Source organism: Salmonella sp. SJTUF15591 (genome assembly GCF_043356435.1).
Classification (GTDB): domain Bacteria; phylum Pseudomonadota; class Gammaproteobacteria; order Enterobacterales; family Enterobacteriaceae; genus Salmonella; species Salmonella enterica.
Window position 1 is genome coordinate 360022 of record NZ_JBEUJO010000004.1, and the last position, 26308, is coordinate 386329.

Below are 26308 nucleotides of genomic sequence, written 5' to 3' on the forward strand. Positions count from 1 at the left end.
AGAGAGATGGCCATTCCAAAACTACAGTCTTACGCGCTGCCCACCGCACTGGATATCCCGACCAACAAAGTGAACTGGGCATTTGAGCCGGAGCGCGCGGCGCTGCTCATCCACGATATGCAGGATTACTTTGTCAGCTTTTGGGGCCGCAACTGCCCAATGATGGACCAGGTGATTGCCAATATCGCCGCTCTGCGCCAGTACTGTAAGGAACATCATATCCCGGTCTATTACACCGCTCAGCCGAAAGAGCAAAGCGATGAAGATCGCGCGTTACTCAATGATATGTGGGGGCCGGGACTGACACGCTCTCCGGAACAGCAGAAGGTGGTAGAAGCCTTAACGCCGGATGAGGCGGATACGGTGCTGGTGAAGTGGCGCTATAGCGCGTTTCACCGCTCGCCGCTGGAACAGATGTTAAAAGATACCGGACGTAATCAGCTCATCATTACCGGCGTGTATGCGCATATTGGCTGTATGACCACCGCTACCGATGCGTTTATGCGCGACATTAAGCCGTTTATGGTGGCGGATGCGCTGGCGGATTTCAGCCGGGAAGAGCATCTGATGGCGCTGAACTATGTGGCGGGGCGTTCCGGTCGCGTCGTCATGACCGAGTCGCTGCTGCCGACGCCGGTTCCTGCCAGTAAAGCGGCGCTGCGGGCGTTGATTCTGCCGTTGCTGGATGAGACCGACGAGCCGCTGGACGATGAAAACCTGATTGATTATGGCCTGGATTCAGTACGCATGATGGGGCTGGCGGCGCGCTGGCGTAAAGTACACGGCGATATCGACTTCGTGATGCTGGCGAAAAACCCGACCATTGACGCCTGGTGGGCGCTGCTTTCTCGCGGGGTAGAGTAATGCCCTGTATTGATTTTTCAGACAAAACGGTATGGGTGACCGGGGCGGGGAAAGGGATCGGTTACGCGACGGCGCTGGCGTTTGTTGACGCCGGGGCGCGGGTAATCGGCTTCGATCGCGAATTTACGCAAGAGAATTATCCCTTTGCTACCGAAGTCATGGATGTGGCGGATGCCGCACAGGTTGCGCAGGTGTGCCAGCGTGTGTTGCAAAAAACGCCGCGGCTGGATGTGCTGGTCAACGCCGCCGGTATTTTACGTATGGGAGCGACCGATGCGCTTAGCGTCGACGACTGGCAGCAGACATTTGCGGTCAATGTGGGCGGGGCATTTAACCTGTTTTCGCAGACGATGGCGCAGTTTCGCCGTCAGCAGGGAGGGGCGATTGTCACCGTAGCCTCAGATGCGGCGCATACGCCGCGTATCGGTATGAGCGCCTACGGCGCCTCTAAAGCGGCGCTGAAAAGCCTGGCGCTAACCGTAGGGCTGGAGCTGGCGGGCTGCGGGGTGCGCTGTAATGTGGTGTCGCCGGGTTCGACTGACACCGATATGCAGCGCACGTTATGGGTAAGTGAAGATGCCGAACAGCAGCGTATTCGCGGTTTCGGCGAACAGTTTAAGCTCGGCATACCGCTCGGTAAAATCGCCCGTCCGCAGGAGATAGCCAATACCATTTTGTTTCTTGCCTCCGATCTGGCCAGCCACATTACCTTGCAGGATATCGTGGTGGACGGCGGTTCAACATTGGGAGCCTGACGATGATCTGGAAACGGCATTTAACGCTGGATGAATTGAACGCTACCAGTCAGAACACGCTGGTGGCGCATCTGGGCATTGTTTACACCCGTCTGGGCGATGACGTGCTGGAGGCGGAAATGCCTGTCGATGCCCGCACTCATCAACCGTTTGGTCTGCTACACGGCGGCGCATCGGCAGCGCTGGCGGAGACGTTAGGATCAATGGCGGGTTATCTGATGACCCGCGACGGGCAGTGCGTGGTCGGGACCGAGTTAAACGCCACCCACCACCGCGCCGTCTCGCAGGGGAAAGTACGCGGCGTTTGCCTGCCGCTGCATCTGGGGCGGCAGAATCAAAGCTGGGAAATTACGCTCTTTGACGAGCAGGGGAGGCGCTGCTGCACCTGTCGCCTGGGAACGGCGGTAATGGGATAGTTCTGGCAAAGTAAAATGCAATTGCAGCGTCAACGAAGAAAGGAAGTGATCTGGTTAACACTGTAATGTAAAAAATGGGTAACGATACGGTTTTATCATGTTGTTGTGTTGTTAATTACGGTAAAGGTGTTATAGAAACAAAATGTAACATCTCTCTGGAACACCCAAACGGACAACAACTATGAATAAATCAGGGAAATACCTCGTCTGGACAGCGCTCTCAGTATTGGGTGCGTTTGCCCTGGGCTATATTGCGTTAAATCGTGGGGAACAGATCAACGCGCTATGGATCGTGGTGGCGTCGGTCTGTGTCTATCTTATTGCGTATCGTTTTTATGGGCTCTATATCGCCAAAAAAGTGCTGGCGGTTGACCCAACGCGTATGACGCCCGCGGTACGTCATAATGATGGTCTGGATTATGTCCCGACCGATAAGAAAGTGCTTTTTGGTCACCATTTTGCGGCCATTGCTGGCGCAGGTCCGCTGGTCGGGCCGGTACTGGCGGCGCAGATGGGCTATCTGCCGGGGATGATCTGGCTGCTGGCGGGCGTCGTGCTGGCGGGAGCGGTGCAGGACTTTATGGTGCTGTTCGTCTCGACCCGGCGCGATGGGCGTTCGCTTGGCGAGTTGGTTAAAGAGGAGATGGGCGCGACGGCAGGGGTGATCGCGCTGGTAGCCTGCTTTATGATCATGGTGATCATTCTGGCCGTCCTGGCGATGATCGTGGTGAAAGCGCTGACCCATAGCCCGTGGGGAACGTACACTGTCGCGTTCACCATTCCACTGGCGATTTTTATGGGCATCTACCTGCGTTATCTGCGTCCGGGGCGCATCGGCGAGGTGTCGGTCATTGGGCTGGTATTTCTTATTTTCGCTATTATTTCCGGCGGATGGGTGGCGGCAAGCCCAACCTGGGCGCCGTACTTTGATTTTACTGGCGTGCAGCTTACCTGGATGCTGGTGGGGTATGGTTTTGTCGCGGCGGTACTGCCGGTCTGGCTGCTGCTCGCGCCGCGTGATTACCTCTCTACCTTCCTGAAAATTGGTACGATTGTCGGTCTGGCGGTCGGGATTCTGATCATGCGTCCGACGCTGACTATGCCGGCGCTGACCAAATTTGTTGATGGTACCGGACCGGTCTGGGCGGGCGACCTGTTCCCGTTCCTGTTTATTACCATCGCCTGCGGCGCGGTCTCCGGTTTCCATGCGCTCATCTCCTCCGGCACGACGCCGAAGATGTTGGCCAACGAAGGCCAGGCCTGCTTTATCGGCTACGGCGGGATGTTAATGGAATCTTTCGTCGCCATTATGGCGCTGGTCTCCGCCTGTATTATCGATCCGGGCGTTTACTTTGCGATGAATAGTCCGATGGCGGTACTGGCGCCAGCGGGGACTGCGGATGTCGTGGCTTCTGCTGCGCAGGTGGTCAGTAGTTGGGGTTTCGCTATCACGCCGGATACGTTACACCAGATTGCCAATGAAGTCGGCGAACAATCCATTATCTCCCGCGCAGGCGGTGCGCCAACGCTGGCGGTAGGGATGGCCTACATTTTACATGGCGCGTTGGGCGGCATGATGGATGTGGCGTTCTGGTATCACTTCGCCATTCTGTTTGAAGCGCTGTTTATTCTGACGGCGGTGGATGCGGGTACCCGTGCGGCGCGCTTTATGTTGCAGGATTTGTTGGGCGTAGTGTCGCCAGGGCTGAAACGTACCGATTCGCTGCCAGCGAACCTGCTTGCTACGGCATTGTGCGTGCTGGCGTGGGGGTATTTCCTCCATCAGGGCGTGGTCGATCCGTTGGGCGGTATTAACACCCTGTGGCCGCTGTTTGGCATCGCTAACCAGATGCTGGCGGGCATGGCGCTGATGCTTTGCGCCGTGGTACTGTTCAAAATGAAGCGTCAGCGTTATGCGTGGGTCGCGCTGGTGCCAACGGCCTGGCTGCTGATTTGTACGCTGACGGCGGGCTGGCAGAAAGCGTTTAGTCCGGATGCGAAAATCGGCTTCCTGGCCATTGCCAATAAGTTCCAGGCGATGATCGACAGCGGCAATATTCCGCCGCAGTACACCGAATCGCAGCTCGCGCAGTTGGTATTCAATAACCGTCTGGATGCCGGGCTAACCATCTTCTTTATGGTGGTGGTCGTGGTGCTGGCGGTCTTCTCTATTAAGACGGCGCTGGCCGCTCTGAAGATTGATAAACCGACGGCGAATGAAACGCCGTATGAGCCGATGCCGGAAAATGTGGATGAGATCGTGACGCAGGCGAAAGGCGCGCACTAATCTTTTTACATCAATAGCCCTCTCCAGAATAAGGAGAGGGCATTTGGATGACAGGTGACAACGATGTTCGATACGCTTTCGAAAGCCGGAAAATATCTGGGACAGGCCGCAAAAATGATGATTGGCGTGCCAGACTACGACAACTATGTGGAACATATGCGCATAACGCATCCGGATCAGACGCCGATGACCTATGAAGAATTTTTCCGCGAGCGGCAGGATGCGCGCTATGGTGGAAAAGGCGGCGCGCGTTGCTGCTGAGGGTTGCCAGGCCTGATAAACGCAACGTCACCAGGCTATATTCTGAAAAATTCCACTTTTTCAAACGCCGCACGCAGGGTGTCTGGCGTTAACGTCACCGGTAAATAGTGGATGGATTCGACCGGGCGCAGGGTATGCGCGATTACCCTATCGATCTCGGCGGTGTTATTAATATCCACGTCCAGTTCGCTAAGCTTGGCCGGCAGATGAAATCGCCGGTACGCTGCAATCAATTGCGCCAGCACGTCATCTTGTCCCAGTAGCGCGCTTTGCACCAGAATGCCATAAGCCACTTTCGTTCCGTGCAGGAATTTTTCCGTTTGCGGCAGGACGGTCAGACCGTTGTGTACCGCGTGGGCGGCGGCGACACGGGTATAGCGTTCTCCGAGGCCGCCGACCATACCGCCGCCAGCGATAATCGCATCCACCACGTCGCAAAATGCCTGGGTCAGCCGACGCTGCTGTTTATCCGCTAATGCTTGTTCGCTGCTGGTCAGCAGGAGATCGCGAATAGCGCACGCGCTGTTAATGCCCAGTCTTACGGTCAATGGCAACGTTTCAGGCTGCGGCGCAAGCACAACGGCTTCATACCATTTCGCCAGCGTATCGCCAATGCCAGCTAACAGATAGTCATCGGGCGCCTGCAGAATAATGCGCGGTTCGACCAGCACCAGAAAATTGGCATCATCAAAAATTTCGAACTGTAACGCCTGTCCCGCGTCGTTATACCAGACGGAAAGCGGTGTCCAGGCGGCGCAGGTTGCCGCGATGGTCGGGATAGCGACAAACGGCAGCGCCAGACGGCGGGCGAGCGCTTTGGCGGTATCGAGCAGCGCGCCGCCGCCGACGCCTATCACCACCTGACGATCGTCGTTGCAGGCGTGCGCCAGTTGGGCAACATGGCGTTCGCTACAATGGCCGGTAAACTGCAGATGTTTTGCGCCAGCACGTTCAAACGCTTCCGGCAGGTAAGGCCGGGCGGCGGCAATCGCGCGTTCGCCGTACACCCAAACGGCGTGGGAAAGCTGTTCCGGCGTGAAAAAGTCTGTCAGTCTTCCGAGGCTTCCGGCATGGGAAAAATAATTCGCCGGGCCGGTAACGACGCGGATTTCAGTGTGGTTCATGTTGTGTTGTCCTTAGGGTCTTCTCACCGCTGTTATTATATTTAGACATCTAAACGTCTTGATTGCCAAATACTAACACCCTGTGATAGTGTGTCAATAACCACATCACTGGCGGGTATGAAGATAATGAGAAATAACCCACTGATTCCAAAAAGCAAATTGCCCAATCTTGGCACCACGATTTTTACGCAAATGAGCGCGCTGGCGCAGAAACATCAGGCAATAAATTTATCGCAAGGCTTCCCTGATTTTGATGGTCCTTCTTATTTGCACGAGCGGTTGGCTTATCATGTCGCGCAGGGCGCGAATCAATATGCGCCGATGACGGGCGCGCAGGCGCTGAGGGAGGCCATAGCCGATAAAACGGCGGAAATATATGGTTATCGACCCGATGACGTCAGTGATATCACCGTCACAGCGGGCGCGACAGAAGCGCTGTATGCGGCGATTACCGCGCTGGTGCGGGCAGGGGATGAGGTTATCTGTTTCGATCCCAGTTACGACAGCTATGCCCCGGCCGTGGAGCTCTCCGGCGGCGTGTTAAAACGCATAGCGCTTACGCCGCCGCATTTTCGCGTCGACTGGCAGGCGTTTTCGGCGTTGCTTAGCGAGCGCACGCGGCTGGTGATCCTCAATACGCCGCATAATCCCACCGCTACCGTCTGGCGTCAGGAGGATATCGAGGCGCTGTGGCAGGCTATCGGCGAGCGGGAAATTTATGTGTTAAGCGATGAAGTGTACGAACATATTTGTTTTGCCGTCGAAGGTCATGCCAGCGTATTGGCGCACCCTCAGTTACGAGAGCGGGCGGTTGCCGTTTCATCGTTTGGTAAAACCTTTCATATGACGGGATGGAAGATTGGTTACTGCGTTGCGCCTGCGGCCATTAGCGCCGAAATACGCAAAGTTCATCAGTACCTGACGTTTTGCGTCAATACGCCGGCGCAACTGGCGCTGGCGGATATGCTGCGCGCCGCGCCGGAACACTATCGCGCGTTACCCGATTTTTACCGGAAAAAACGCGATGTGCTGGTTAACGCGCTGGCGCAAAGCCGATTAAAAGTGCTGCCCTGTGAAGGTACCTATTTTCTGTTAATCGATTACAGCGCAGTGTCGACGCTAAATGACGTTGAGTTTTGTCAGTGGCTAACCGAAGAAGTCGGTGTCGCCGCTATTCCGCTCTCTGTCTTTTGCGCCGCCCCTTTCCCGCATCAGCTTATACGTTTATGTTTCGCTAAACAGGAATCAACGCTGCTGGCCGCCGCAGAGCGCCTGTGTAAACTGTAGTTATTTAACCGTCCACGCTCTGGAGAATCGACGGTCTGCAAAAAGCTCCTGCAGGCCGTTGATCTGTTTCAGGCGCAGGACTTCATCGGCGTCCATACCTAACTCCTGGCCGATTTTGCTCTCGTCCCAGCCTAGCAGAGAAAGTTCGCGCACGATTTCTGACATGGCGTGGATCTGGTGACGCCCGCGCGCGCGGTTATGCCGAATGGTTGCCGCCATACGTTCGTGACGTTCTCTGTCCAGACACGTTATCGGCAGGTAGCCTTTCAGACGCCTTTTCAGGGCCGCTTTTCCTTTGCCCAGCTCATGGCGGTGAAAACCGTCCACAATCTCGTACTCCTCGGCATCGGCCTTTACCACCACGATCGGCTGCGTAAACCCATCTTGTTCAATCGATTTAAGCAGCAGTTTTTTCTCGGGCGGCGCAACGTTATTCGGGTTGTAGTCATTAGGTGAAATATGATCGTTTTTCACCCACAGGACACAATCGACAGGCTCATCGCGAAAAGGACTAACGCTATGTATCGCCATTCTAAATTCATTAATGGCGGCGATCCTCTCCTCTTCAGGCAGTTCAGAGAGAAAGTGAGTTATTTCGGCTGTGAGTCGGTGTTGCATAAGATCCCCCATTCCTGGCGTTTAGCTTTCATACGTTCGTTATAACGCTGGTAATTCTTAGGTTTTGTCGGACTGAATGACAGCGCCCGGCACCAGTAATCATTGTTCAGTAATACCTTGCAGATCCGTCGCCACGACGGAATATCGCGCGATCCGATATCGCCATGCTGCGTCTGTGGAATAGTGTTCATGCCTTTTTTCTTATACCACTGCAAATAAACGGCGATTTTATTACGGTAATGTTCGGCAGTGACTTCAGGCATACTGTGTAGCAGGAGCAGCGCGTACTCTTCCCAGTTAAGGTGATCGGGTTTTAAAATTTTCCGGTGGCCATAAAAATGGCTGTCTTGTCCGGCGTATATTCCTCCGCTGAGTGCGCCGCTGACTCTGGCGCACATGGCCGCCCAGCGCTCAGGTTCGATAACATGATACAGCCATAACCCCTGTCGTTGTTCCGGGCCGAACGGTTCGCAAATACGCATGTAACGGGGCGGTACGCCAGCCTGATACATCAAATTATACAAAGGGTTACAGGGTTTACCTGTTTTGGCGAACCAGGTCCAGATATCTGCGGTTTTCCAGTCATAGATGGGATAGATATACCAGGTGTGCCCCTTAGGGGCTAACGTGGTCCAGGGCTTATCGTCGGCAAAGCGCAGCTTATGCGAGTTAGCGATAGCGGCAAATCGGTTATAGGATTCGTCGGAACGAATACCGACCAGCATAGCGGCAGGACGTTTTTCTGAAAACCAGTCGGCAAAATCGCGAACGAACTGTTCAAAGGTCATGCCTTGTTGATAAAAGGAAAAAAAGGCCGGATCGGTAATCGCATCTTCTGGCGGTTGTCGTACCCAGTCGGTACCCGGCTGCCAACACTGCCACTCCGGCTGGTATTGTGAAAGGGAATTTTGTGTGGTTAAGGGTAATGCGACCCAATAAAAACGCTCAATAACGTCCGCGTAATATTCACGTAATGATTCAATATAGGCGATGGTACAGGAGAATTGCGCTTCCCAGTCAATGAAGAGAACATGGATCTTTTTATTCATTTTGCGCGCCAACGTTGCCGTCAGGTGCAGCATAAGTCCTGAATCTTTACCACCAGAAAATGAGACGCAGACCCGGGGTAAGGTTTCCAGGGTCCACATTATACGCTCTTGAGCCGCTTCCAGAACATTTTGCTCAAGCGGAACTTTATAAACCGACATCTCTGGATAGTCTCCGATGTGTTAACTAGAGTATATTCGAATAATTAACATAAAGGATAAGCGGATTAGATGAACTTGCAATGCTTTATTATATTTGCTAAATAAATACATTATGTAGACATATACATTGAATTTATATTACCTCCCTCTTGGGCCTTCTTATTAATACTTTTTTGTGATGTGCTCAATGAGCTCAGCAAATCCGCTATTATTCAGCGAAGCTCTATTATACATAAGATAGAGGGGGTTAGCAGGAACAGAAAAAGGTGTGGAAATTTGTCTAAGCTTAACCGTGGGTTGATAATAATCCACAATAATCTTAGGTAAAAAACCAATAAGATCTGTCACGCTAATCGCATTGGCAATAGTGATAAGCGACTTACTTTTAAAGCCTATAGTTCTTTCTGCTAATACATGATTAAGGAAAGTCTGATGCTCTTTTACTGCGGCATCATCGGCGGCGATGAGATGAGTAAAAGTTTCTTTCAGCAGTTCTTCAACGCTTACGCTCTCTCGCAATCGGGGATGGTTTTCACTGCAAACCAGAACGCATTCCACCCTATAAAAGTGCGTACAAACAATGGAGCGATTACTGATCGGCGACATCGAGAGGACAATATCTGCTTTACGGTAGGCGAGAAGATCTTCAGGAGATTCTTCCGTTCCCAAAATGTCGTGATGTTCAATTTCAATCTGTGGGTCTTTACGCAGATATTTCATCAGTTCCAGTAATTGTTTCGTTATCAACAATTGTGGGCTGTAGATAATAAACTTTTTCTTCAGGCTGGACTGATTCATTATATTAATAGTTTGTTCCAGGCTGTTAAGGTTATTTTCTAAATGATAATGTAAATTAATGCCTGTTACGGTAGGCGTAATTCCTTTACCTGAACGAATAAATAGAGGGTCGTTGAATTGCGTGCGCAGGCGTTGCAATGACTGGCTTACGGCAGAAGGTGTAATATAGAGTGTTTCTGCTGCTTTGCTAATGCTTAAATGTTGATAGATACATTCAAATATAACCAACAAGTTAAGATCAAATTTTTTCAGGTCGTAAAGGTTAGCCATAGTATCTTCCCGGCATCATCATGGTATCTTTCATGATTATGACTTAATCTCAATAATTTACCAGAGTTATGTTTATTAAACTTAATGTAGAGTTTATTTAAACTAAAATACCACAGTTATGAATATTTTAGCGAGTAAATAATCACAGTAAAGGCGGACATAACGTACACTTTTATAATCACGCCGTTAGTCTAAAAAGGCTGTGCCGGATGACATGCTGGTCTGGCGTCGCGTTAATGCCGGGAGGAGGTTGGCCCGACAAAGGCAGCGCTATCGGGCGGGGTACGGTTAAGCTTCTGCCTTGCTAATTTCTGCGTTAAGGCTGCCCCATCATGGCGTCCAGTTGCGCTTTTTCCGGTAAACCCACAACCTGTTGCAAAATCTTATCTTTATTCATGTAATAAATTGCTGGCGTCGCGTTAGCGCCAAGATCGTCCATTAACTGCTGATTCTGATTAATGACTTTCATCTGCGCCGGGGGGATGGACGACGGAACCTCCAGCTTCATCTTTCCTGCGGAGGCTTCATAGTCATGCCAGGTTTTCGCCGGGTCTTTCGCGGCTAAAATCGCTGCGGCTGTGGCCGGGCTTTCCGGTTTAATCACCCCGACCAGTAACGTACGTAATTGTACCTTGCCGGATTCGACCCACGGGCGAGCTTGCTGCCAAAACTGCTTACAATAGGGGCAGAAAGGGTCGGCGAAGACATACAGCACCACCGGCGCGTCTTTTTTACCGTCGAGTATCCATGACGCTTTTTCCATTTTCTGCCACATTTCTCGTCCGGCCGGCGCATAGATCTCTTTTTCTATCAGGGCGTTGCTAAGATTTTCACCTTTTTCATTATACATATAGCCGGAAATCGCGTGTTTGCCGTCCGGCGTCAGGTAAATCGTGACGCCCATATCCTGATACTTTCCGAGATAGCCCTTCATGCCCCCCGGCGCCTCGAAGGATTTCAGGATAGTTATGCCCTGTTTTTCAATGGCTTTAACCGGCGCAGGCAGTTCTTCCGCGTGGGCGAGAATGGGCAGCATAGCAAGCAGCAATGTACGTTTAATCATATTTTTTCCTTTTAAGATCAAAGCGAAAAGAGTATTAATGATGATGCCTATCACAGACATAGGTAAGAGCTGGCGTGCCGGGATTGCCCTTTCTATGCTGGGGTGATGTAATCCTTTTCGCTGTTACAGCCTTTGTTAAGGTAATGTAGAGCGCAACACTTAGCCAGCATATACGCTATGGATTTCGAGTTGCAGACAATACGTCTGTAATTTGCAAGACGAGTCGTACTGGCTCTGAAGTTACCTACGGGTAGTTCAGGTAATGGGGCCGCCTGTCAGGCGGCCTTTTTACTTTAGATGGCTGACAGGGCGCAGTGTTCACAATGTCGCCCGAATCGGGTTGTTAGTTAACGCTTATTGATTTGATAATGGAAACGCATTAGCCGAATCAGCAAAATTTCGTTAACTTACTCCTCAACGAAAACACGGAGGAAGTATAGATGTCCTTAATTAACACCAAAATCAAACCTTTCAAAAACCAGGCGTTCAAAAACGGTGAATTCATTGAAGTCACCGAGAAAGATACCGAAGGCCGCTGGAGCGTCTTCTTCTTCTACCCGGCCGATTTTACCTTTGTTTGCCCGACTGAACTGGGTGACGTTGCCGACCATTACGAAGAACTGCAGAAGCTGGGCGTAGACGTTTATTCCGTCTCAACCGATACTCACTTCACGCACAAAGCATGGCACAGCAGCTCTGAAACTATCGCAAAAATCAAATATGCGATGATCGGCGACCCGACTGGCGCCCTGACCCGTAACTTCGACAACATGCGTGAAGATGAAGGTCTGGCAGACCGTGCGACCTTTGTTGTTGACCCGCAGGGTATCATCCAGGCGATCGAAGTTACCGCTGAAGGTATCGGCCGTGACGCGTCTGACCTGCTGCGTAAAATTAAAGCAGCACAGTACGTTGCCGCTCACCCAGGCGAAGTATGCCCGGCGAAATGGAAAGAAGGCGAAGCGACTCTGGCTCCATCTTTAGACCTGGTCGGTAAAATCTAAATTTCCGTCGTCTTTCACGCCATAGCTGCGTTGGCGTCGCCTGCTCACCCCGGTCACTTACTTCAGTAAGCTCCCGGGGATTCTCAGGCTAGCCGCCTTACTCTGACGTGAAATACTTTGGAAATTGTTTCAGTCATGGGCGCACCCGCGCCCATTTCATTTCAGCACCATGACGCAAGTTGCATTAATGCAGTCCCGCGAAGTCGGCTTGCATGATGATGTTTTCAGAGAGGGAAGAAGAATGCTCGACACAAATATGAAAACCCAGCTCAGGGCTTACCTTGAGAAACTGACCAAACCTGTTGAGCTGATTGCCACGCTGGATGACAGCGCTAAATCGGCGGAAATCAAGGAACTGCTGGCTGAAATCGCCGAGCTGTCCGACAAAGTCACATTTAAAGAAGACAATACTCTGCCGGTGCGCAAGCCGTCTTTCCTGATTACGAATCCAGGTTCTCAGCAAGGGCCGCGCTTTGCCGGTTCTCCGCTGGGCCACGAATTTACCTCGCTGGTTTTGGCGCTGCTGTGGACCGGCGGTCATCCGTCAAAAGAAGCGCAGTCGCTGCTGGAGCAGATTCGCGATATTGACGGCGATTTTGAATTCGAAACTTATTATTCACTCTCCTGCCATAACTGCCCGGACGTAGTGCAGGCGCTGAACCTGATGGCGGTGCTGAACCCGCGTATTAAACATACGGCAATTGATGGCGGCACCTTCCAGAACGAAATCACCGAACGTAACGTGATGGGCGTTCCGGCGGTGTTTGTCAACGGTAAAGAGTTCGGCCAGGGACGTATGACTCTGACCGAGATTGTCGCTAAAGTGGATACTGGCGCAGAAAAACGCGCGGCGGAAGCGCTGAACAAACGCGATGCGTATGACGTGCTGATTGTCGGCTCCGGCCCGGCGGGCGCGGCGGCGGCGGTCTACTCGGCGCGCAAAGGCATCCGTACCGGTCTGATGGGCGAGCGCTTCGGCGGTCAGGTGCTGGATACCGTGGATATCGAAAACTATATCTCGGTGCCGAAAACCGAAGGCCAGAAACTGGCGGGCGCGCTGAAAGCGCATGTCAGCGATTACGACGTTGACGTTATCGACAGCCAGAGCGCAAGTAAACTGGTTCCGGCCGCGACAGAAGGCGGCCTGCATCAGATTGAAACGGCGTCCGGCGCAGTATTGAAAGCGCGCAGTATCATCATCGCCACCGGCGCGAAATGGCGCAATATGAATGTGCCGGGCGAGGATCAGTATCGCACCAAAGGCGTCACCTATTGTCCGCACTGCGACGGTCCGTTATTTAAAGGGAAGCGTGTGGCGGTCATCGGCGGCGGCAACTCTGGCGTTGAAGCGGCTATCGATCTGGCAGGTATTGTAGAACACGTTACGTTGCTGGAGTTCGCGCCGGAGATGAAGGCGGACCAGGTGCTACAGGACAAAGTGCGTAGCCTGAAAAATGTCGATATCATTTTGAATGCGCAAACGACAGAAGTGAAGGGCGACGGTTCGAAAGTGGTGGGGCTGGAGTATCGTGACCGTGTCAGCGGCGATATTCATAGCGTCGCGCTGGCAGGCATTTTTGTGCAGATTGGTCTGTTGCCGAATACCCACTGGCTGGAAGGCGCGCTTGAGCGTAACCGCATGGGCGAGATCATTATTGACGCCAAATGTGAAACCAGCGTTAAGGGCGTCTTCGCCGCAGGCGATTGTACCACCGTTCCTTACAAACAGATTATCATCGCCACAGGCGAAGGGGCGAAAGCCTCGTTGAGCGCCTTTGATTATCTGATTCGTACCAAAATCGCATAAAAAGAAGTAAGCACACCTGCAAGGCCAGTTAACTGGCCATCGTAAATGGCCCGATAGTGTAAGCTATTCGGGCCTGCGGTGTTTATGCCCGGGGAACGCCGCCGGGTAAAACACGTTCTTCATTATCAATACTCTGAAACCGTCTGTTAATAACAGACGGTTTTTTATTTCAACGGTCTTCTGTTTTTAAACTTTGAAACAATAAAAAAGCCTTCTACGGATTTAACTGGAATTTTTCTGTTTTTTTATCAAAGAAAGATTAAGCGCTTCCGCTAACATGCCCATTCTTTTTTCTTGATTTATATTGCATTTGTATGTGAGGTTATTTATTCATGGATTCAATCTATGAATCACTGACGGAATTAGAAAAAACAGGGCTTACATTGCGTGATTTTTTTAATTCTCATGATAGTCGTTCACTGAAATCTGCCTACGTGAGATTAAATCCCACTGCTGCGGTAAACCTTACCGATCGGGCGTGGCTGGAGGCGGAGTATGACTTTAATGCGCTATTCGTCGGTCCTGGCAAGCTGCTGGCTGCGCCTTTCGCTTCAGTGTATCTGGAAGATGATGCGCTGGTGATGGGAAAGGCGACGCTGGAGATGCGGGAGTTTATGGCAGCGTTGGGATTATCGGTTAATCAGGGGAGCAATATTCCTGACGATCATATTTCCTGCGTGCTGGAATTGACCACACTATTACTGGCTAATACCCGGCAAACGTCACAATACCGATCTACTCTCACTCAATATATCAATAACTATTTAACAAAGTGGGTGCCATTATATATCGAAAAAATAAAAACTCATGCACAAACGACCACGTTATATACGGTGGCGGATATCTTATTTTATTGGTTTGATGAATTAAAACGAGAGTATCAATATGAGTAATGAGACAGGACATCTGAACAGACGTTCTTTTTTAAAGGGGATAGTGGCACTGGGCGCCGTTGCGGCTTTACCCGGAGGATTACTGACCTCCCGATGCGCGCTTGCGCAGCCGCCTGTTCCCTTTAACCCTAAAACGTACAAAATTTATCGTAACGCGTGTCCGCGTAACTGCTATGACACCTGTAGCCTCAAGACGTGGGTAAAGGACGGGGTCATTACTTTCGTGGAAGGTGCGCCGGAATCAACATTTACTCACGGTACCCCTTGCGTCAAAGGGTTAAGCTATCCGCGCCGGGTTTATAGCCCCGATCGTATTAAATATCCCATGGCGCAGGACGTTCGCGGTAGCGGCAACTGGCGTCGCATCTCATGGGAAGAGGCGATGCAGCGCATTGCCGCCAAAATGCTGGAGATTAAGAAAAAAGACGGTTCTATGCTCGGTCTGGCGCTGACCAAATATTCCGGTAAGTTTGGCGTGCTGAACTATGCCGTTGAAGGGATGATGTCCTCGCTTGGCTACACCACCCGTTTTGCCGGTACGCCGTGCTGGCCTGCCGGTATCGACGCGCAAAACTACGACATGGGCGACATGTGGTGTAACGACCCGGAAGATATGGTGAAAGCGAAATACATCATTATCTGGGGCGCCAACCCGGCCTGGTGCTCAATGCATAGCATGAAGTACATCTATCAGGCGCGCGAGAAAGGGGCGAAGGTCGTGGTTATCGACCCGCTGCTGTCGCAGACTGCCGCCAAAGCCGATCTCTACCTGCGCGTACGGCCTGGCTCAGACGGCGCGCTGGCGCTGGGGATGGCGCGTCATCTGGTGGATAAAGGCTTGGTGGATCAGGATTTTGTCAACAACGACGCTCACGGCTATCCGGAATTTGAAGCCTATCTGCGCAATAACGTCACCGTGGAATGGGCGGCAGAAATCTGCGGCCTGTCTGCGGATGTCATTCGCCAGCTGGCAGAAGAGTTTACGGCGGTTAAGCCGGCCACGGTCTGGATTGGTTACGGGATGCAGCGTCATGTCAACGGCGGCGCCAACGTTCGCGCTATCGATGCCTTTGTCGCTATGACCGGCAACATCGGTGTCGAAGGCGGCGGCGCGCGTTATGGCCATCTGCATACCTGGGGCTTTAACTATAACGCCATGCTGCAGAAGCCGCCGGTGGGCGCTATTGGCATACCGGGAGCGGCGGGCACCACCAGTGAATTCGGGGCTGCCGCTGGCAGCGACGCCGTGCAGTACTCCGATCGCTCTCTGAATATCAACCAGACGGCGCAGGGGATTCTGGAGGCCAACGATCCGCCGGTTCGTATGCTGTGGGTCGCCTGTAAAAACCCGTTTGCCCAGGATTTCGATCGCAGCAAGATGAAAAAAGCGTTTGAAAAACTGGAAATGGTGGTCTGCGCCGATCAGTTCTTCAACGAAACGGTGCAACACGCTGATATCGTGCTGCCCGTTACCACTGCGTTTGAAGAGTGGAACGTGGATGCTTCTTACTGGCACTACTGGCTTTCCATTAATCAGCCGGCGATTAAGCCGATGTATGAAGCAAAATGCGACCTTGAAATCGCGACCATGCTGTCGCGCACCATTAATAAGATGGCGCCGGGTTCCTGTACCTTCCCGCAAGAGTTCGATCACAAGCGCTGGCTGGATCAGGAGTTCAACGACGGTATGGCGAAAATGTTCGGCATCTCTTCCTGGGACGATCTGCTGGACGGGCCAAAAAAAGCGATTCTGCCAAGCTCTGCCGCCTGGTACGACCGCAAATTCAAAACGCCGTCAGGCAAGTATGAATTTAAATCTGAACTGGCGGAGAAAAACGGCCATACCGCGCTGCCGGAATACAAACCGGAAGCCGAGAGCAAACTGCCTTTCCATCTGTTTACGCCGCACGTGCAGTTTGGCTTGCACTCGCAGTTTATCAACCTGGACTGGATGCAGGTGTTCTACCCGGAACCGTTCGTTTATATCCATCCTTCTTCCGCACAAAAAAAAGGCATCAGCGAGAACGATCTGGTCAAAGTTTTCAATGGCACCGGTGAAGTTGAGCTGCGGGCAAAAGTTACCACCAACGTGCCGGAAGATTTTCTGGTGATGTATGAAGCGTGGTTCCCGAAACGGCAGTACAACGTGCAAAACGTCGTGGCCGATACGCCTGCTGATATGGGGCTGATGAAAACTGGCGCGCCGGGCGCCGCTATCCACAGTCAGTTTGCTGACGTTGTATTGATCGGTAAAGGGGAATCCGTAGCATGAGACGTGCGTTTTTAGTGAATAGCGATAAGTGCATCGGCTGCCGCGGCTGTGCTATGGCGTGTAAAAGCTTTAACCAACTGGAGCCGGATCGCTTCTGGCGCTACGTTTATCCGTTGGATAAAGACATCTATCCACATGAAGAGCGGGCGTTTTACTCGCTGGCCTGTAACCACTGCGAACATCCGGCCTGCGTCGCCGCCTGTCCGGTCGAAGCCTATACCAAACGTGAAGATGGCGTGGTGGTGCATAACCCTGAGCGCTGCATCGGCTGTAAAAACTGTATTCGTAACTGTCCTTATGGCGCGCCGCGTTTTAATGAAGAGACGCGTAAAGCGGAAAAATGCAGTATGTGCTACGAGCGTCTTGATATCGGTATGAATCCGGCGTGCGTAAACGCCTGCCCGGTGGGCGCCTTGTCGATTATCGATTTGGATGCCGATCCTGTGCCCGATAATGCGGTGCAGTATCCGCCAGGGTTCCCGCATATGCCACAGCTCAATCCAGGAACGCGCTTTATTCTGGCGCGCCAGCCTAAGCAGCCGGAGGACAAGTAATGGAAAAATATGAACTGCCGCTGGTGTTTTTTACGGTATTAAGCCAGATGTCTGTCGGGATGGCTTTGGTACTGACATGGCGTACGCTGCGTGGTGAAGTGGAAGGCCAGCGTTTCTATTGGTTGGTCACCGGGCTGGTGCTGGCACTGGCGTCTATTGCCGCGATTCTGCATCTGGCGCATCCCGATCGCGCTTATAATGCGCTGATTAACCTGCGACATGCCTGGTTAAGTCGGGAAATCCTTGGCGCCACGTTGTTTGGCGCAGCGGTCGGCGTAACGTTCCTGGCAAAGGGACATAAAGCGATGGCTCTTATCGCCTCCGTGTTCGGCGTGTTACTGGTGGCGGTGCAGGGAATGACCTACGCCGCGCCAGCGATGGTGGCTATCGCTAATGGATTTACCATGCTGTTATTTTTTATTACGGTATGGGTCATGGGTTGCGCGGCGATTCCGCTGTTAAAACTCAGGCCTGCCGTTCCTGCGTTACGCCAGGGAATTGTGGTGTGTATCGCGGTACTTATCGCGGCGCCGCTGATGTGGTTAAGCGGGGGAACGGTCATGCAGATGACGGCGCGTTCATGGCTGGCTTCCCCGTTTTATCTGGCAAGCCTGGTCTGCCTTGCGCTTGCTTTTGTCGCCAGCCGTCACGGTGATTCGCGCCCGAAACTCCTGTTCGTCTTGTTATTCGTTGGCGTATTTCTGAGTCGGCTGGTCTTTTTTGGCGACACGGTGAGTACTATTGTGAATATCGGGCATTTGTACTAACGATGATGCAGTAAAAAGCCCTGCCAGGCGTGACCTGGCAGGGCGTGTCAGTTTTTAGCCACCAGGGTTAACGCACAACCAATACTGGCAGCGTCGCATGGCGCACCACGCTTGAGGCGTTAGACCCCAACAGGTGTGTCGTGATGGACGGATTACGCGAACCGATTACCACGACATCCGCATCCAGTTCTTCGCCCATCTCATTGACGACATCGCGCACGCTACCAAAGCGAACATGCGTTTTAATTCGTGAAGGATCGATACTGAAGTGTCCCACCATCGTTTGCAGACGCGTTTCCGCCTCATGCTGTAAATGTTCTTCAAAGCGACGCACGTCGGCGGCAAAGCGGTGCAGGCTCATGCTCGCGGACCCAGGCAGTACATGCAACAGATGAATGACGCCATCCTGTTGCGCCAGAAACTCAGCGTGGCGAATGGCTTTATCGCTAAGTTCCATTTCAAAAACATCAACCGGCATAATGATTGTCTTATACATACCCGTTACTCCCTGTTAATCAATACTGAATTTATTCAAGCATATAATAATGTTTCTTTCTGCTATTTGTCTGGCAATTTTAAATATTGCGGCAACCTGACGTTAAAAAAGTCGTGTATTTTCCAGGAAAAATCCTAAAGCCGCATGTTTTTCCGGCAGTCTCTCCGGGATAGCTACCCTTTTATAGTCGAACGTAACATTCACCGTTACCCCGGAGGCTGCATGAAAGCATTGACGTATCATGGTCCACATCACGTAAAGGTTGAAAACGTACCCGATCCCGGCATTGAGCAGCCTGACGATATCATTTTGCGTGTTACCGCCACCGCGATTTGCGGATCTGATTTGCATCTCTATCGCGGCAAGATCCCACAGGTAAAACATGGTGATATTTTCGGCCATGAATTTATGGGCGAAGTGGTGGAAACCGGACATGATGTAAAGAATATTCAGAAAGGGGATCGGGTCGTTATCCCGTTTGTCATTGCCTGTGGTGACTGCTTTTTCTGTCGGCTACAGCAATATTCAGCGTGTGAAAACACTAACGACGGACACGGCGCGGCGATGAATAAAAAACAGATCCCGCCACCGGCGGCGCTGTTTGGGTATAGCCATCTGTATGGCGGCGTTCCCGGCGGACAGGCCGAATATGTTCGCGTGCCAAAAGGTAATGTTGGTCCATTTAAGGTGCCGCCGCTGTTATCTGACGATAAGGCGCTGTTTCTTTCTGATATTTTGCCTACCGCCTGGCAGGCGGCAAAAAATGCCCAGATTCAGCAAGGTTCCAGCGTGGCGGTTTTTGGCGCAGGGCCGGTAGGATTACTGACTATCGCCTGTGCGCGACTGCTGGGCGCGGAGCAGATCTTCGTCGTTGATCACCACGCCTGGCGCCTGCGTTTCGCCGAAGAACGTTACGGCGCGATACCGATCAACTTCGATGATGAGAACGATCCGGCGGAAAAAATCATCGAGCAGACGGCAGGACACCGCGGCGTGGACGCGGTAATTGATGCCGTAGGCTTTGAAGCGAAAGGCAGCATGACGGAGACGGTGCTGACGAACCTTAAACTGGAAGGCAGCAGCGGCAAAGCGCTGCGACAATGTATCGCGGCGGTCAGACGCGGCGGCGTGGTCAGCGTGCCCGGCGTGTATGCCGGTTTTATTCACGGCTTTTTATTCGGCGACGCCTTTGATAAGGGGCTAACTTTTAAAATGGGTCAAACCCATGTTCACGCGTGGCTGGGGGAATTATTACCGCTTATTGAAAAAGGGTTGCTGAAGCCGGAGGAGATTGTCACGCACTATATGCCGTTTGAAGAGGCGGCGCGCGGCTACGAAATTTTCGAAAAACGCGAAGAAGAGTGCCGGAAGGTTATCCTGGTGCCGGGAGCGACGTCGGCACAAGCGGCGCAGAAACAGGCGACGGGAGTAGTCAACCCGATGCCAGGCGGCGTTGTCTGAAGCAGGCAGAAATGAAAGGGCTAACGGAAAGAGGATGCGCAGGCATCCTCTGTGTAAACGCATTAACGCTTATGCAGATGGTTTAACGCAGGAAGTCGCCCGCGGCTTCAGGCTGATATTCGAGTTCCAGCACTTCGAGATGGGTGGAGGCGCCGCCCGGCAGTTCCCAGTGAATGGTGTCGCCGACGCGCAGTCCCAGCAACGCCGCGCCGACGGGCGCCATTACCGAAAGCTGGGTACTGCTGTCCGTCATATTGGCGGGATACACCAGCGTCCGCACGCGTGTTTCACCATCGCTCAAATTGCGGAATTTAACGCGGCTGTTCATGGTGACGACATCGTTCGGCATCTCTTGTGGCGAACACATTTGCGCGCGATCCAGTTCGGCGTTGAGCGCGTCGGCAATCGGCAGATCCGCATACGCAGGCTGTTCCAGAAGACGATCAATACGTTCGGCGTCAAGGTCGTTAATGATAATAGTGGGTCTGGACATTTCTTACTCCATGTCATCGATACTGCGAGTAGTGCAGGTAAATGGTCCCAAAAGAAAACCCTCACCGTCTGGCGGCGAGGGTTTAACTCTCATGATGATACTGAGACTTACCCCGTCTTTGAAGTGATTTAGTTCACATTCGGGTAAATCCTCAAACGTCATAGCCCTGAGTGAATTTTAGTCTACATTCGGGCGTGTTCTCAAATGTGGCTACGGTTTTAAACCTCTGCTTCGTCAATAACCGGCTTTATCGATAATAAACTGTTTCCCGCAGTTGCCGGGATGCGGCTGCGGCTGGAATGAGGCAGAGGAGAGCGGGGCGTTAATCATCGACGCCTTTAATGAAAACTGAATCTCTGTTAAATAGGCGGGATTGCCATGGCAGTTTACTTTAACGGCTTTGACATTATCCTGGCCCCACATTTGTGCGACGACGCTATCAAACTCAGCGCGGCTAACGGTTTTGCCGTAATTATCCGCCAGAAACTGCCCCAGCGCGCTGTCTTTTATCGCCTTATCCAGCCGTATCATGGTGCCGAAATAGGCATTGGGATCAAACCCGAAACAGGCGCCATGTTTGGCATATTCGTAGCGCTCCAGACAGGAATTCCCCCCCGCGCCGGGCATCACTTCCTTAAGCGCTGCCGCGATGTCAGGCGAAAGTCCGGGGGCGGGGGCGGAGCATTTCCGGCTGGCCTTGACTTCAGGCAGATTCGGGATTGGCCGCGTCGCACAACCAAAGCGCTGCCAGCGTCGCTGGTCAACACCGCGTGCGGCGATAGATTTGGGTAATCCTGGCCACAGGCCGTGGACGGTCAGAAAGTCTGCTTTGTTGGCTGGCTCTTTTTGCAGACGGCACTCATCGGGTTCCCGATGGCGGCGTTCATGCTGGCTTTGACAAAAACCGGTTTGCCAGGAAAGCGCCAGCACATAGTCAGTGAAATCACCGTACTGTTGCGCCTGAAGTTCGTCGGCGTTGGCGGCAAAAATTGGGGTTAAGAGGACAGCCAGCAGCGGACTGTAATGCCATATTGTGTTCATGATGAATTCGATAATTTATACACATTATGAATGTTACTCATTTAATCATAAAAAATGCCGCTCAGGTGAACCTGAACGGCATCATTTTTAACCTACGTTGGCGTAATGTTTAATTCCACATTGCCAGAATCGGCCAGCCCACCAGCAACAGCATCGCGATATAGATAACGCCAAAGATTGCGCCAAGCCGCCAGTAGTCTTTGGATTTCACGTAACCGCAGCCGTAGATAATCACACCAGGGCCGGTGGCATACGGCGTCAGACAGCCCATGATACCGATAGACAGCACCAGCAGAATACACAGTTGTTCCATCGGAACGCCCGGAATGCCTTTACCCACCGCCAGAATGACCGGCAGCATGGTCGCGGTGTGAGCGGAAAGGCTGGCGAACAGGTAGTGCGCGAAATAGAACACCAGTACCAGTACAATGACGGTTGCATCCGGCGAGAAACCTTCCAGATGTGTACTCATGGTATTGGCGAACCAGTCAATAAAGCCGGAGCGGGTTAAGCCATTAGCCATGACCACCAGCGTAGCGAGGTTCACCAGGGTGTTCCAGGCGCTGTTGTAGCGCGTAATGTCTTTCCACGGCACAACATGCAGCGCCAGCATCAGCGAGACGGCCAGCAGACCCACGGCAGTGGCGTTGATGATTTTTCCACCAAAAACCCACAATCCTAAGCTAAGCAGCACCAGGCCAATCAGCGTCCACTCTTTGCGGGACAGACGCCCCATGTTTTTTAACTCGCCGCCAGCCCAGGCCGCGACTTCCGCACTGTGGGTCACTTCAGGTTTATAAAGTACATAGGAGAGCCACGGCGCAACGATCAGTAAAATAATCCCCACCGGCAGAAAGCTGAGAAACCACTGCAGCCAGCTAATCTGGACGCCGGCGATCTTGCTGACGAACTCCAGACCTAACACGTTTGGCGCCGCGCCAGTGACAAACATCGAAGAGCTCAGGCTGGTACTGATCACCATCATCCACATCAAATAACCGCCGATGCGGCGTGCGGAAGGATCGTTTGGAAACGATTTAAACAGCGGCGGCAGGTTCTTGATGACCGGGAAGACAGTCCCGCCGGTACGAGCCGTATTGGAGGGAGTAAACGGCGCCAGCAAAATATCGATAATGACAATCGCATAGCCGAGCGTCAGCGTGCGTTTACCCATGAATTTTACCAGAAACAGCGCAATGCGGCGCCCCAGCCCGGTCACTTCGTAGCCCAGCGCGAAAATAAACGCGCCGAAAACCAGCCAGACCGTGGTGCTGGAGAAACCGGCAAGCCCCCATTTCAGCGCCTGTTTACTGGCTTTAAACGCCGGATCGGCCAGTTCTGAAGCGTCAAATAGCAGGTAATTGCTGCCGATAACGCAAATGGTTACGGCGATAAAACTGATCGCTGTCGCCGGGATCGGCTCCAGGATCATACCGACAATCATCGCGACGAAAACCGCAAAATAGTGCCAGGCCTGCGGCGGCATACCATCTGGAACAGGAATTAGCAACATGACGCCCATCACCACTAATGGGGCCAACAACTTCCATATATTATCTTTGGATAAAGACATAAATGACTCTCCGGAAAGGATATTTTCTATAATTGTGTTAATGATTAACTTGCGAAATTTGCGCTAAAAACCAGGTCACGATCAGCAGATCGGCGCTACCGCCTGGGCTGAGATTGCGTTCAATGCATTGCTGATCGAACCGGTGGAGATAAACGAGATCGTCAGGCGTCCGTATGCCGCCCTGATGTAATAAGACCGCAGCCTGCTGCTGTAACCAGCGCAGACCGTCCGCCCCGCCGCGCGACGCGACGTTGGTATCGCCGTTAAGCGACATCAGCAGCAGTAAGGTATCAAGCAGCGCCAGTTCCGGATCGCGCCCCTGCGCCAGCAATGCGCGGTAGTGCGGCAACGCGTGGCGGATGACCAGCGGATAGCCCGCTTCCGCTTCACCGCGCGCGCCGGTTAATCCCAGTTGCTGATACAGCCGCTGGCCTGCGGTGAGCTGTAGGTTGTTCTGGCGCAGTTCGCGCGTGGTCAGGCCGCGGCAAAAATCGGCGGCGGTAGCGCAGAGTGTTTCTGCGGTGATCGGCTGGCGTAGCTGATACAGGCGGCCAATGGCGGCGCACAGTAACCCCAGCGAGAAAATGCTGCCTTTATGGGTATTGACGCCCGCCGTTGCGCGAAACATCGCTGCTTCACAGGCCATCCCCAATGGACGCAGGCCCACCAGAACCGACTCTGGCGGCAGGCGCGTGCAGCTGGCGCCATATTCCATAAAGCGCGGCAGCCAGTGTCGAATCGCCTCCGCGCTGCGGTGAAAATCCGCCAGCGCCATATCTTTGTGCGCGCCGCAGTTTAGTCGGTCTACCAGACCGGGTTTTGGCGATAAATTTACCTCGGTCAGCATGGCGCGCCAGGCCAAATCGGCCCAGGCGTCATACAGCGACTGAGGCTGAATGGAGGCGTTAGTCGGGTTGGCGGGAATCGGCATCATGCAGCAGCGCCTCCATATGAATCAGTAAATCAGTCAGCGCGTGGGTTTTACCCCGCGCGCATTCAGCCGCGCTTTGCCCGCACAGCAGACAGCGGCGAGCGGAAAGCGCGAAATGGCGGCGGGAGAGTATTTCGCCTTCCGCCGTCAGGACATCGATATCCCACAGGCGCCCCAGTGGATAACGCTGTTCCAGCGCGATGGTCGCCTGTTTGAGCGCCTGAGCGGGCGCGTCAATCGCCAGCAGTCCTTCCGGCCCGCTGGCGGAAGCCAGTGCAGCCTGCTCCCGGATGGTCCAGCCATACTCTTCTGCCAGCGTGTGCAGGGCAGTCACGCCGTGATTAAAGATCCGGCGGGTTAACGCGCTGTCTTTTATCGGGCCTGGCGCCACCACGGTAAAGGAGACCAGTGGAGTGGCGTGGCGCGTTAGCCAGGCGCGCTGTCTTGCTTGTCTCTCATCCCGGCTGGCGAGCAGCTCAGGAATAGAAACGTCGTGACAGGTGGCGAGTTCAGGAAACAGGCGCATGGCTTATTCCTTCACCTGATGCACCACATCGATCACTGAACCGTCGCGATAACGCACGACAGCAATCACGCGGTCGGTGAATTCGATAGGGCGGGGCTGACCGGTAAGCAGTTGCGCGCGTTCGCGCAGCCACTCAATCGATACCACTTTCATTCCCGCTGCTTTCAGGCGTTCAGCCAGCTCCGGACGCGCCGGATTGACGGCGATACCGTGATCGGTGACCAGAATGTCAACGCTGGAGCCCGGTGTGACGCAGGTGGTGACGTTATCAACCAGCGTTGGGATGCGACCGCGCACCAGCGGCGCGACGATGATGGACAGCGCCGCCGCGACGGCGGTATCGCAGTGGCCGCCAGACGCGCCGCGTAGAACGCCGTCGGAGCCGGTCAGCACGTTAACATTAAAGTGGGTGTCAACTTCCAGCGCGCTCAGCACCACCACGTCCAGACGGTCGACGGAAGCGCCTTTAGAGCCCCAGTTGGCGTACTGGTTAGCGCTGATTTCGATATGGTTCGGGTTGCGGGCCAAAGATTGCGCAGCGTTACGATCGAAGCTCTGCACGTCAAGCAGTTTGCGGATTAAGCCCTTTTCATGCAGGTCGACCATGGTGGCGGTGATACCGCCCAGCGCGAAATTAGCCACAATGTTGCGGCTACGCATTTTGTCTTCCAGGAAGCGGGTGACCGCCAGCGATGCGCCGCCGGTGCCGGTTTGCAGGGAGAAACCTTCGTTGAAGTAGCCGGAGTGAGCAATGACTTCCGCCGCGCTGCGGGCGATCAGCAGTTCACGCGGATTAGTGGTCATGCGGGTCGCGCCAGCGCCGATTTTGTTTGCATCACCGACTTCTTCGATTTGCACGATCAGATCAACCTGATCCTGAGCGATGCTTGCCGGGTTATGCGGATACGGCAGCAGTTGCTCCGTCAGCATCACGACCTGCTTCGCGCTGTCGGCATCCACCATCGCGTAGCCCAGTGAACCGCAACAGGCTTTGCCGGTATAACCGTTAGCATTACCGAATTCATCGCAGGAGGGCACGCCAAGAAACGCAACATCAATATTGAGTTCGCCGCTTTGTACCAGATGTACACGACCGCCGTGGGAGTGAATCTGAACCGGCTCAGCCAGCAAGCCGCGAGAAATTTCTTCCGCCAGCGGGCCGCGCAGGCCTGACGTGTAGATGCGGCTGACCACCCCGTTACGAATGTGTTCAACCAGCGGCGCATGGCAGTCGCTCAGCGAACTGGAGGCCAGGGTCAGGTTTTTGAAGCCCATCTTCGCGATGGTTTCCATCACCAGGTTAATCGTCAGATCGCCGCCGCGAAACGCGTGGTGAAAGGAGACCGTCATGCCGTCGCGTAAACCGGAACGGCGGATGGCCTCTTCCAGGCTGGCGCACAGTTTGTGGTCGCGCGGTTTTTGCGCTTGTAGATCCAATTTTGCCGCACTTTGGTAAGCGCTCAGTTCGCTTTCAGCGTGACGGCTCCAGGCGGCTACGCGATCCTGGCGTTGAGATTCATTTTTCTGCGTCATTTTTTT

Annotated in this window: 25 protein-coding genes; 13 read left to right on the forward strand and 12 right to left on the reverse strand. The window is 53.3% G+C overall.

Features of this window, described 5'->3' with window-relative positions; translation table 11 throughout:
* The first annotated feature begins 6 nt into the window (after positions 1–6).
* From ABVM99_RS11805 to ABVM99_RS11825, 5 genes are all read left to right on the forward strand, one after another.
* Positions 7–864 carry an isochorismatase gene (locus ABVM99_RS11805; RefSeq protein ID WP_001007166.1) on the forward strand — a complete coding sequence of 286 codons (858 nt, stop codon included), beginning with the start codon at positions 7–9 and terminating at the stop codon, positions 862–864.
* Entirely contained in the window at positions 864–1619 is a 756-nt protein-coding gene (gene entA, locus ABVM99_RS11810; protein WP_020839499.1) for a 2,3-dihydro-2,3-dihydroxybenzoate dehydrogenase EntA, read from the forward strand. Before ABVM99_RS11805 ends, entA begins: the two co-directional genes overlap by 1 nt.
* A 2-nt stretch (positions 1620–1621) precedes the next feature.
* A complete protein-coding gene (entH, locus tag ABVM99_RS11815) occupies positions 1622–2035 on the forward strand; it encodes a proofreading thioesterase EntH (RefSeq protein ID WP_000637966.1) in 414 nt (137 codons plus the stop codon).
* A 181-nt stretch (positions 2036–2216) separates the two neighbouring features.
* Positions 2217–4322 carry a pyruvate/proton symporter CstA gene (cstA, locus tag ABVM99_RS11820; RefSeq protein WP_023194512.1) on the forward strand — a complete coding sequence of 702 codons (2106 nt, stop codon included), beginning with the start codon at positions 2217–2219 and terminating at the stop codon, positions 4320–4322.
* A 63-nt stretch (positions 4323–4385) separates the two neighbouring features.
* Positions 4386–4583, forward strand: coding sequence for a YbdD/YjiX family protein (locus ABVM99_RS11825; protein WP_000460619.1), 198 nt, complete (start codon positions 4386–4388; stop codon positions 4581–4583).
* 35 nt (positions 4584–4618) lie between these two features.
* Here ABVM99_RS11825 and ABVM99_RS11830 read toward each other — a convergent pair whose 3' ends face one another.
* A complete protein-coding gene (locus tag ABVM99_RS11830) occupies positions 4619–5707 on the reverse strand; it encodes an oxidoreductase (protein ID WP_023194513.1) in 1089 nt (362 codons plus the stop codon).
* A gap of 126 nt (positions 5708–5833) precedes the next feature.
* On the opposite strand from ABVM99_RS11830, the gene ABVM99_RS11835 reads away from it, so the two are divergent.
* Positions 5834–6994, forward strand: a complete 1161-nt coding sequence (locus ABVM99_RS11835) for a pyridoxal phosphate-dependent aminotransferase (RefSeq protein ID WP_052938301.1) — start codon at positions 5834–5836, stop codon at positions 6992–6994.
* On the opposite strand, the gene ABVM99_RS11840 is transcribed toward ABVM99_RS11835, so the two are convergent.
* From ABVM99_RS11840 to dsbG, 4 genes are all read right to left on the reverse strand, one after another.
* A complete protein-coding gene (locus tag ABVM99_RS11840; RefSeq protein WP_001164751.1) occupies positions 6995–7612 on the reverse strand; it encodes a ParB/RepB/Spo0J family partition protein in 618 nt (205 codons plus the stop codon).
* Entirely contained in the window at positions 7585–8820 is a 1236-nt protein-coding gene (locus tag ABVM99_RS11845; RefSeq protein ID WP_000118142.1) for a phosphoadenosine phosphosulfate reductase, read from the reverse strand. Before ABVM99_RS11845 ends, ABVM99_RS11840 begins: the two co-directional genes overlap by 28 nt.
* Positions 8821–8982: 162 nt before the next feature.
* Positions 8983–9888 carry a LysR family transcriptional regulator gene (locus ABVM99_RS11850; protein ID WP_000002487.1) on the reverse strand — a complete coding sequence of 302 codons (906 nt, stop codon included), beginning with the start codon at positions 9886–9888 and terminating at the stop codon, positions 8983–8985.
* 316 nt (positions 9889–10204) lie between these two features.
* Positions 10205–10951, reverse strand: coding sequence for a thiol:disulfide interchange protein DsbG (gene dsbG, locus ABVM99_RS11855; RefSeq protein ID WP_023195748.1), 747 nt, complete (start codon positions 10949–10951; stop codon positions 10205–10207).
* A 440-nt stretch (positions 10952–11391) separates the two neighbouring features.
* On the opposite strand from dsbG, the gene ahpC reads away from it, so the two are divergent.
* The 6 genes from ahpC to ABVM99_RS11885 all read left to right on the forward strand — a co-directional run bounded on the left by ahpC (position 11392) and on the right by ABVM99_RS11885 (position 18248).
* Complete coding sequence (gene ahpC / locus ABVM99_RS11860; RefSeq protein ID WP_000052802.1) at positions 11392–11955, forward strand: alkyl hydroperoxide reductase subunit C; 564 nt, start codon at positions 11392–11394, stop codon at positions 11953–11955.
* Between the two features lie 241 nt (positions 11956–12196).
* Positions 12197–13762, forward strand: coding sequence for an alkyl hydroperoxide reductase subunit F (ahpF, locus tag ABVM99_RS11865; protein WP_000887644.1), 1566 nt, complete (start codon positions 12197–12199; stop codon positions 13760–13762).
* 332 nt (positions 13763–14094) lie between these two features.
* Entirely contained in the window at positions 14095–14655 is a 561-nt protein-coding gene (locus ABVM99_RS11870) for a molecular chaperone (RefSeq protein ID WP_023195550.1), read from the forward strand.
* On the forward strand, positions 14648–16927 hold the full coding sequence (locus tag ABVM99_RS11875; RefSeq protein ID WP_017441654.1) for a molybdopterin-dependent oxidoreductase: 2280 nt from the start codon (positions 14648–14650) through the stop codon (positions 16925–16927). The genes ABVM99_RS11870 and ABVM99_RS11875 overlap by 8 nt, the downstream gene beginning before the upstream one ends.
* Positions 16924–17481: a 4Fe-4S dicluster domain-containing protein gene (locus ABVM99_RS11880; protein ID WP_001250381.1), complete on the forward strand. Its 558-nt coding sequence runs from the start codon at positions 16924–16926 to the stop codon at positions 17479–17481. Before ABVM99_RS11875 ends, ABVM99_RS11880 begins: the two co-directional genes overlap by 4 nt.
* Positions 17481–18248, forward strand: coding sequence for a dimethyl sulfoxide reductase anchor subunit family protein (locus ABVM99_RS11885; protein WP_023195551.1), 768 nt, complete (start codon positions 17481–17483; stop codon positions 18246–18248). Before ABVM99_RS11880 ends, ABVM99_RS11885 begins: the two co-directional genes overlap by 1 nt.
* A 67-nt stretch (positions 18249–18315) precedes the next feature.
* Here the strand turns inward: ABVM99_RS11885 and uspG are convergent, their stop codons facing one another.
* Entirely contained in the window at positions 18316–18744 is a 429-nt protein-coding gene (gene uspG, locus ABVM99_RS11890; RefSeq protein WP_000278499.1) for a universal stress protein UspG, read from the reverse strand.
* A 222-nt stretch (positions 18745–18966) separates the two neighbouring features.
* Between uspG and ABVM99_RS11895 the strand changes: the two genes are divergently transcribed.
* Entirely contained in the window at positions 18967–20205 is a 1239-nt protein-coding gene (locus tag ABVM99_RS11895; RefSeq protein WP_000646110.1) for a zinc-dependent alcohol dehydrogenase, read from the forward strand.
* 82 nt (positions 20206–20287) lie between these two features.
* On the opposite strand, the gene rnk is transcribed toward ABVM99_RS11895, so the two are convergent.
* The 6 genes from rnk to citF all read right to left on the reverse strand — a co-directional run bounded on the left by rnk (position 20288) and on the right by citF (position 26302).
* A complete protein-coding gene (gene rnk / locus ABVM99_RS11900) occupies positions 20288–20698 on the reverse strand; it encodes a nucleoside diphosphate kinase regulator (protein ID WP_000089748.1) in 411 nt (136 codons plus the stop codon).
* Between the two features lie 234 nt (positions 20699–20932).
* The gene (gene rna, locus ABVM99_RS11905) at positions 20933–21739 is read right to left on the reverse strand and encodes a ribonuclease I (RefSeq protein WP_001092586.1); all 807 of its coding nucleotides are present in this window, start codon (positions 21737–21739) and stop codon (positions 20933–20935) included.
* 109 nt (positions 21740–21848) lie between these two features.
* Positions 21849–23312, reverse strand: a complete 1464-nt coding sequence (gene citT, locus ABVM99_RS11910) for a citrate/succinate antiporter CitT (RefSeq protein WP_000059028.1) — start codon at positions 23310–23312, stop codon at positions 21849–21851.
* Between the two features lie 37 nt (positions 23313–23349).
* Positions 23350–24246, reverse strand: a complete 897-nt coding sequence (gene citG, locus ABVM99_RS11915) for a triphosphoribosyl-dephospho-CoA synthase CitG (RefSeq protein WP_017441656.1) — start codon at positions 24244–24246, stop codon at positions 23350–23352.
* Positions 24218–24769, reverse strand: a complete 552-nt coding sequence (gene citX / locus ABVM99_RS11920) for a citrate lyase holo-[acyl-carrier protein] synthase (protein WP_052938300.1) — start codon at positions 24767–24769, stop codon at positions 24218–24220. Before citX ends, citG begins: the two co-directional genes overlap by 29 nt.
* Before the next feature lie 3 nt (positions 24770–24772).
* Positions 24773–26302 (reverse strand): citrate lyase subunit alpha, encoded by a 1530-nt coding sequence (gene citF / locus ABVM99_RS11925; protein ID WP_000192334.1) that lies wholly within the window; start codon positions 26300–26302, stop codon positions 24773–24775.
* Positions 26303–26308 lie beyond the last annotated feature (6 nt).

Bases quoted from the DNA above. Each gene is read 5' to 3' on its own strand.
- ABVM99_RS11880 (WP_001250381.1), top strand. From the start codon at position 16,924: ATGAGACGTGCGTTTTTAGTGAATAGCGATAAGTGCATCGGCTGCCGC.
- ABVM99_RS11875 (WP_017441654.1), top strand. From the start codon at position 14,648: ATGAGTAATGAGACAGGACATCTGAACAGACGTTCTTTTTTAAAGGGG.
- ABVM99_RS11825 (WP_000460619.1), top strand. From the start codon at position 4,386: ATGTTCGATACGCTTTCGAAAGCCGGAAAATATCTGGGACAGGCCGCA.
- citG (WP_017441656.1), bottom strand. From the start codon at position 24,246: ATGATGCCGATTCCCGCCAACCCGACTAACGCCTCCATTCAGCCTCAG.
- cstA (WP_023194512.1), top strand. From the start codon at position 2,217: ATGAATAAATCAGGGAAATACCTCGTCTGGACAGCGCTCTCAGTATTG.
- ABVM99_RS11840 (WP_001164751.1), bottom strand. From the start codon at position 7,612: ATGCAACACCGACTCACAGCCGAAATAACTCACTTTCTCTCTGAACTG.
- uspG (WP_000278499.1), bottom strand. From the start codon at position 18,744: ATGTATAAGACAATCATTATGCCGGTTGATGTTTTTGAAATGGAACTT.
- ABVM99_RS11835 (WP_052938301.1), top strand. From the start codon at position 5,834: ATGAGAAATAACCCACTGATTCCAAAAAGCAAATTGCCCAATCTTGGC.
- citX (WP_052938300.1), bottom strand. From the start codon at position 24,769: ATGCGCCTGTTTCCTGAACTCGCCACCTGTCACGACGTTTCTATTCCT.
- ABVM99_RS11805 (WP_001007166.1), top strand. From the start codon at position 7: ATGGCCATTCCAAAACTACAGTCTTACGCGCTGCCCACCGCACTGGAT.
- entH (WP_000637966.1), top strand. From the start codon at position 1,622: ATGATCTGGAAACGGCATTTAACGCTGGATGAATTGAACGCTACCAGT.
- ABVM99_RS11845 (WP_000118142.1), bottom strand. From the start codon at position 8,820: ATGTCGGTTTATAAAGTTCCGCTTGAGCAAAATGTTCTGGAAGCGGCT.
- ABVM99_RS11870 (WP_023195550.1), top strand. From the start codon at position 14,095: ATGGATTCAATCTATGAATCACTGACGGAATTAGAAAAAACAGGGCTT.
- ABVM99_RS11830 (WP_023194513.1), bottom strand. From the start codon at position 5,707: ATGAACCACACTGAAATCCGCGTCGTTACCGGCCCGGCGAATTATTTT.
- ABVM99_RS11850 (WP_000002487.1), bottom strand. From the start codon at position 9,888: ATGGCTAACCTTTACGACCTGAAAAAATTTGATCTTAACTTGTTGGTT.
- rna (WP_001092586.1), bottom strand. From the start codon at position 21,739: ATGAACACAATATGGCATTACAGTCCGCTGCTGGCTGTCCTCTTAACC.
- rnk (WP_000089748.1), bottom strand. From the start codon at position 20,698: ATGTCCAGACCCACTATTATCATTAACGACCTTGACGCCGAACGTATT.
- citF (WP_000192334.1), bottom strand. From the start codon at position 26,302: ATGACGCAGAAAAATGAATCTCAACGCCAGGATCGCGTAGCCGCCTGG.
- entA (WP_020839499.1), top strand. From the start codon at position 864: ATGCCCTGTATTGATTTTTCAGACAAAACGGTATGGGTGACCGGGGCG.
- ABVM99_RS11885 (WP_023195551.1), top strand. From the start codon at position 17,481: ATGGAAAAATATGAACTGCCGCTGGTGTTTTTTACGGTATTAAGCCAG.
- dsbG (WP_023195748.1), bottom strand. From the start codon at position 10,951: ATGATTAAACGTACATTGCTGCTTGCTATGCTGCCCATTCTCGCCCAC.
- ABVM99_RS11895 (WP_000646110.1), top strand. From the start codon at position 18,967: ATGAAAGCATTGACGTATCATGGTCCACATCACGTAAAGGTTGAAAAC.
- ahpF (WP_000887644.1), top strand. From the start codon at position 12,197: ATGCTCGACACAAATATGAAAACCCAGCTCAGGGCTTACCTTGAGAAA.
- citT (WP_000059028.1), bottom strand. From the start codon at position 23,312: ATGTCTTTATCCAAAGATAATATATGGAAGTTGTTGGCCCCATTAGTG.
- ahpC (WP_000052802.1), top strand. From the start codon at position 11,392: ATGTCCTTAATTAACACCAAAATCAAACCTTTCAAAAACCAGGCGTTC.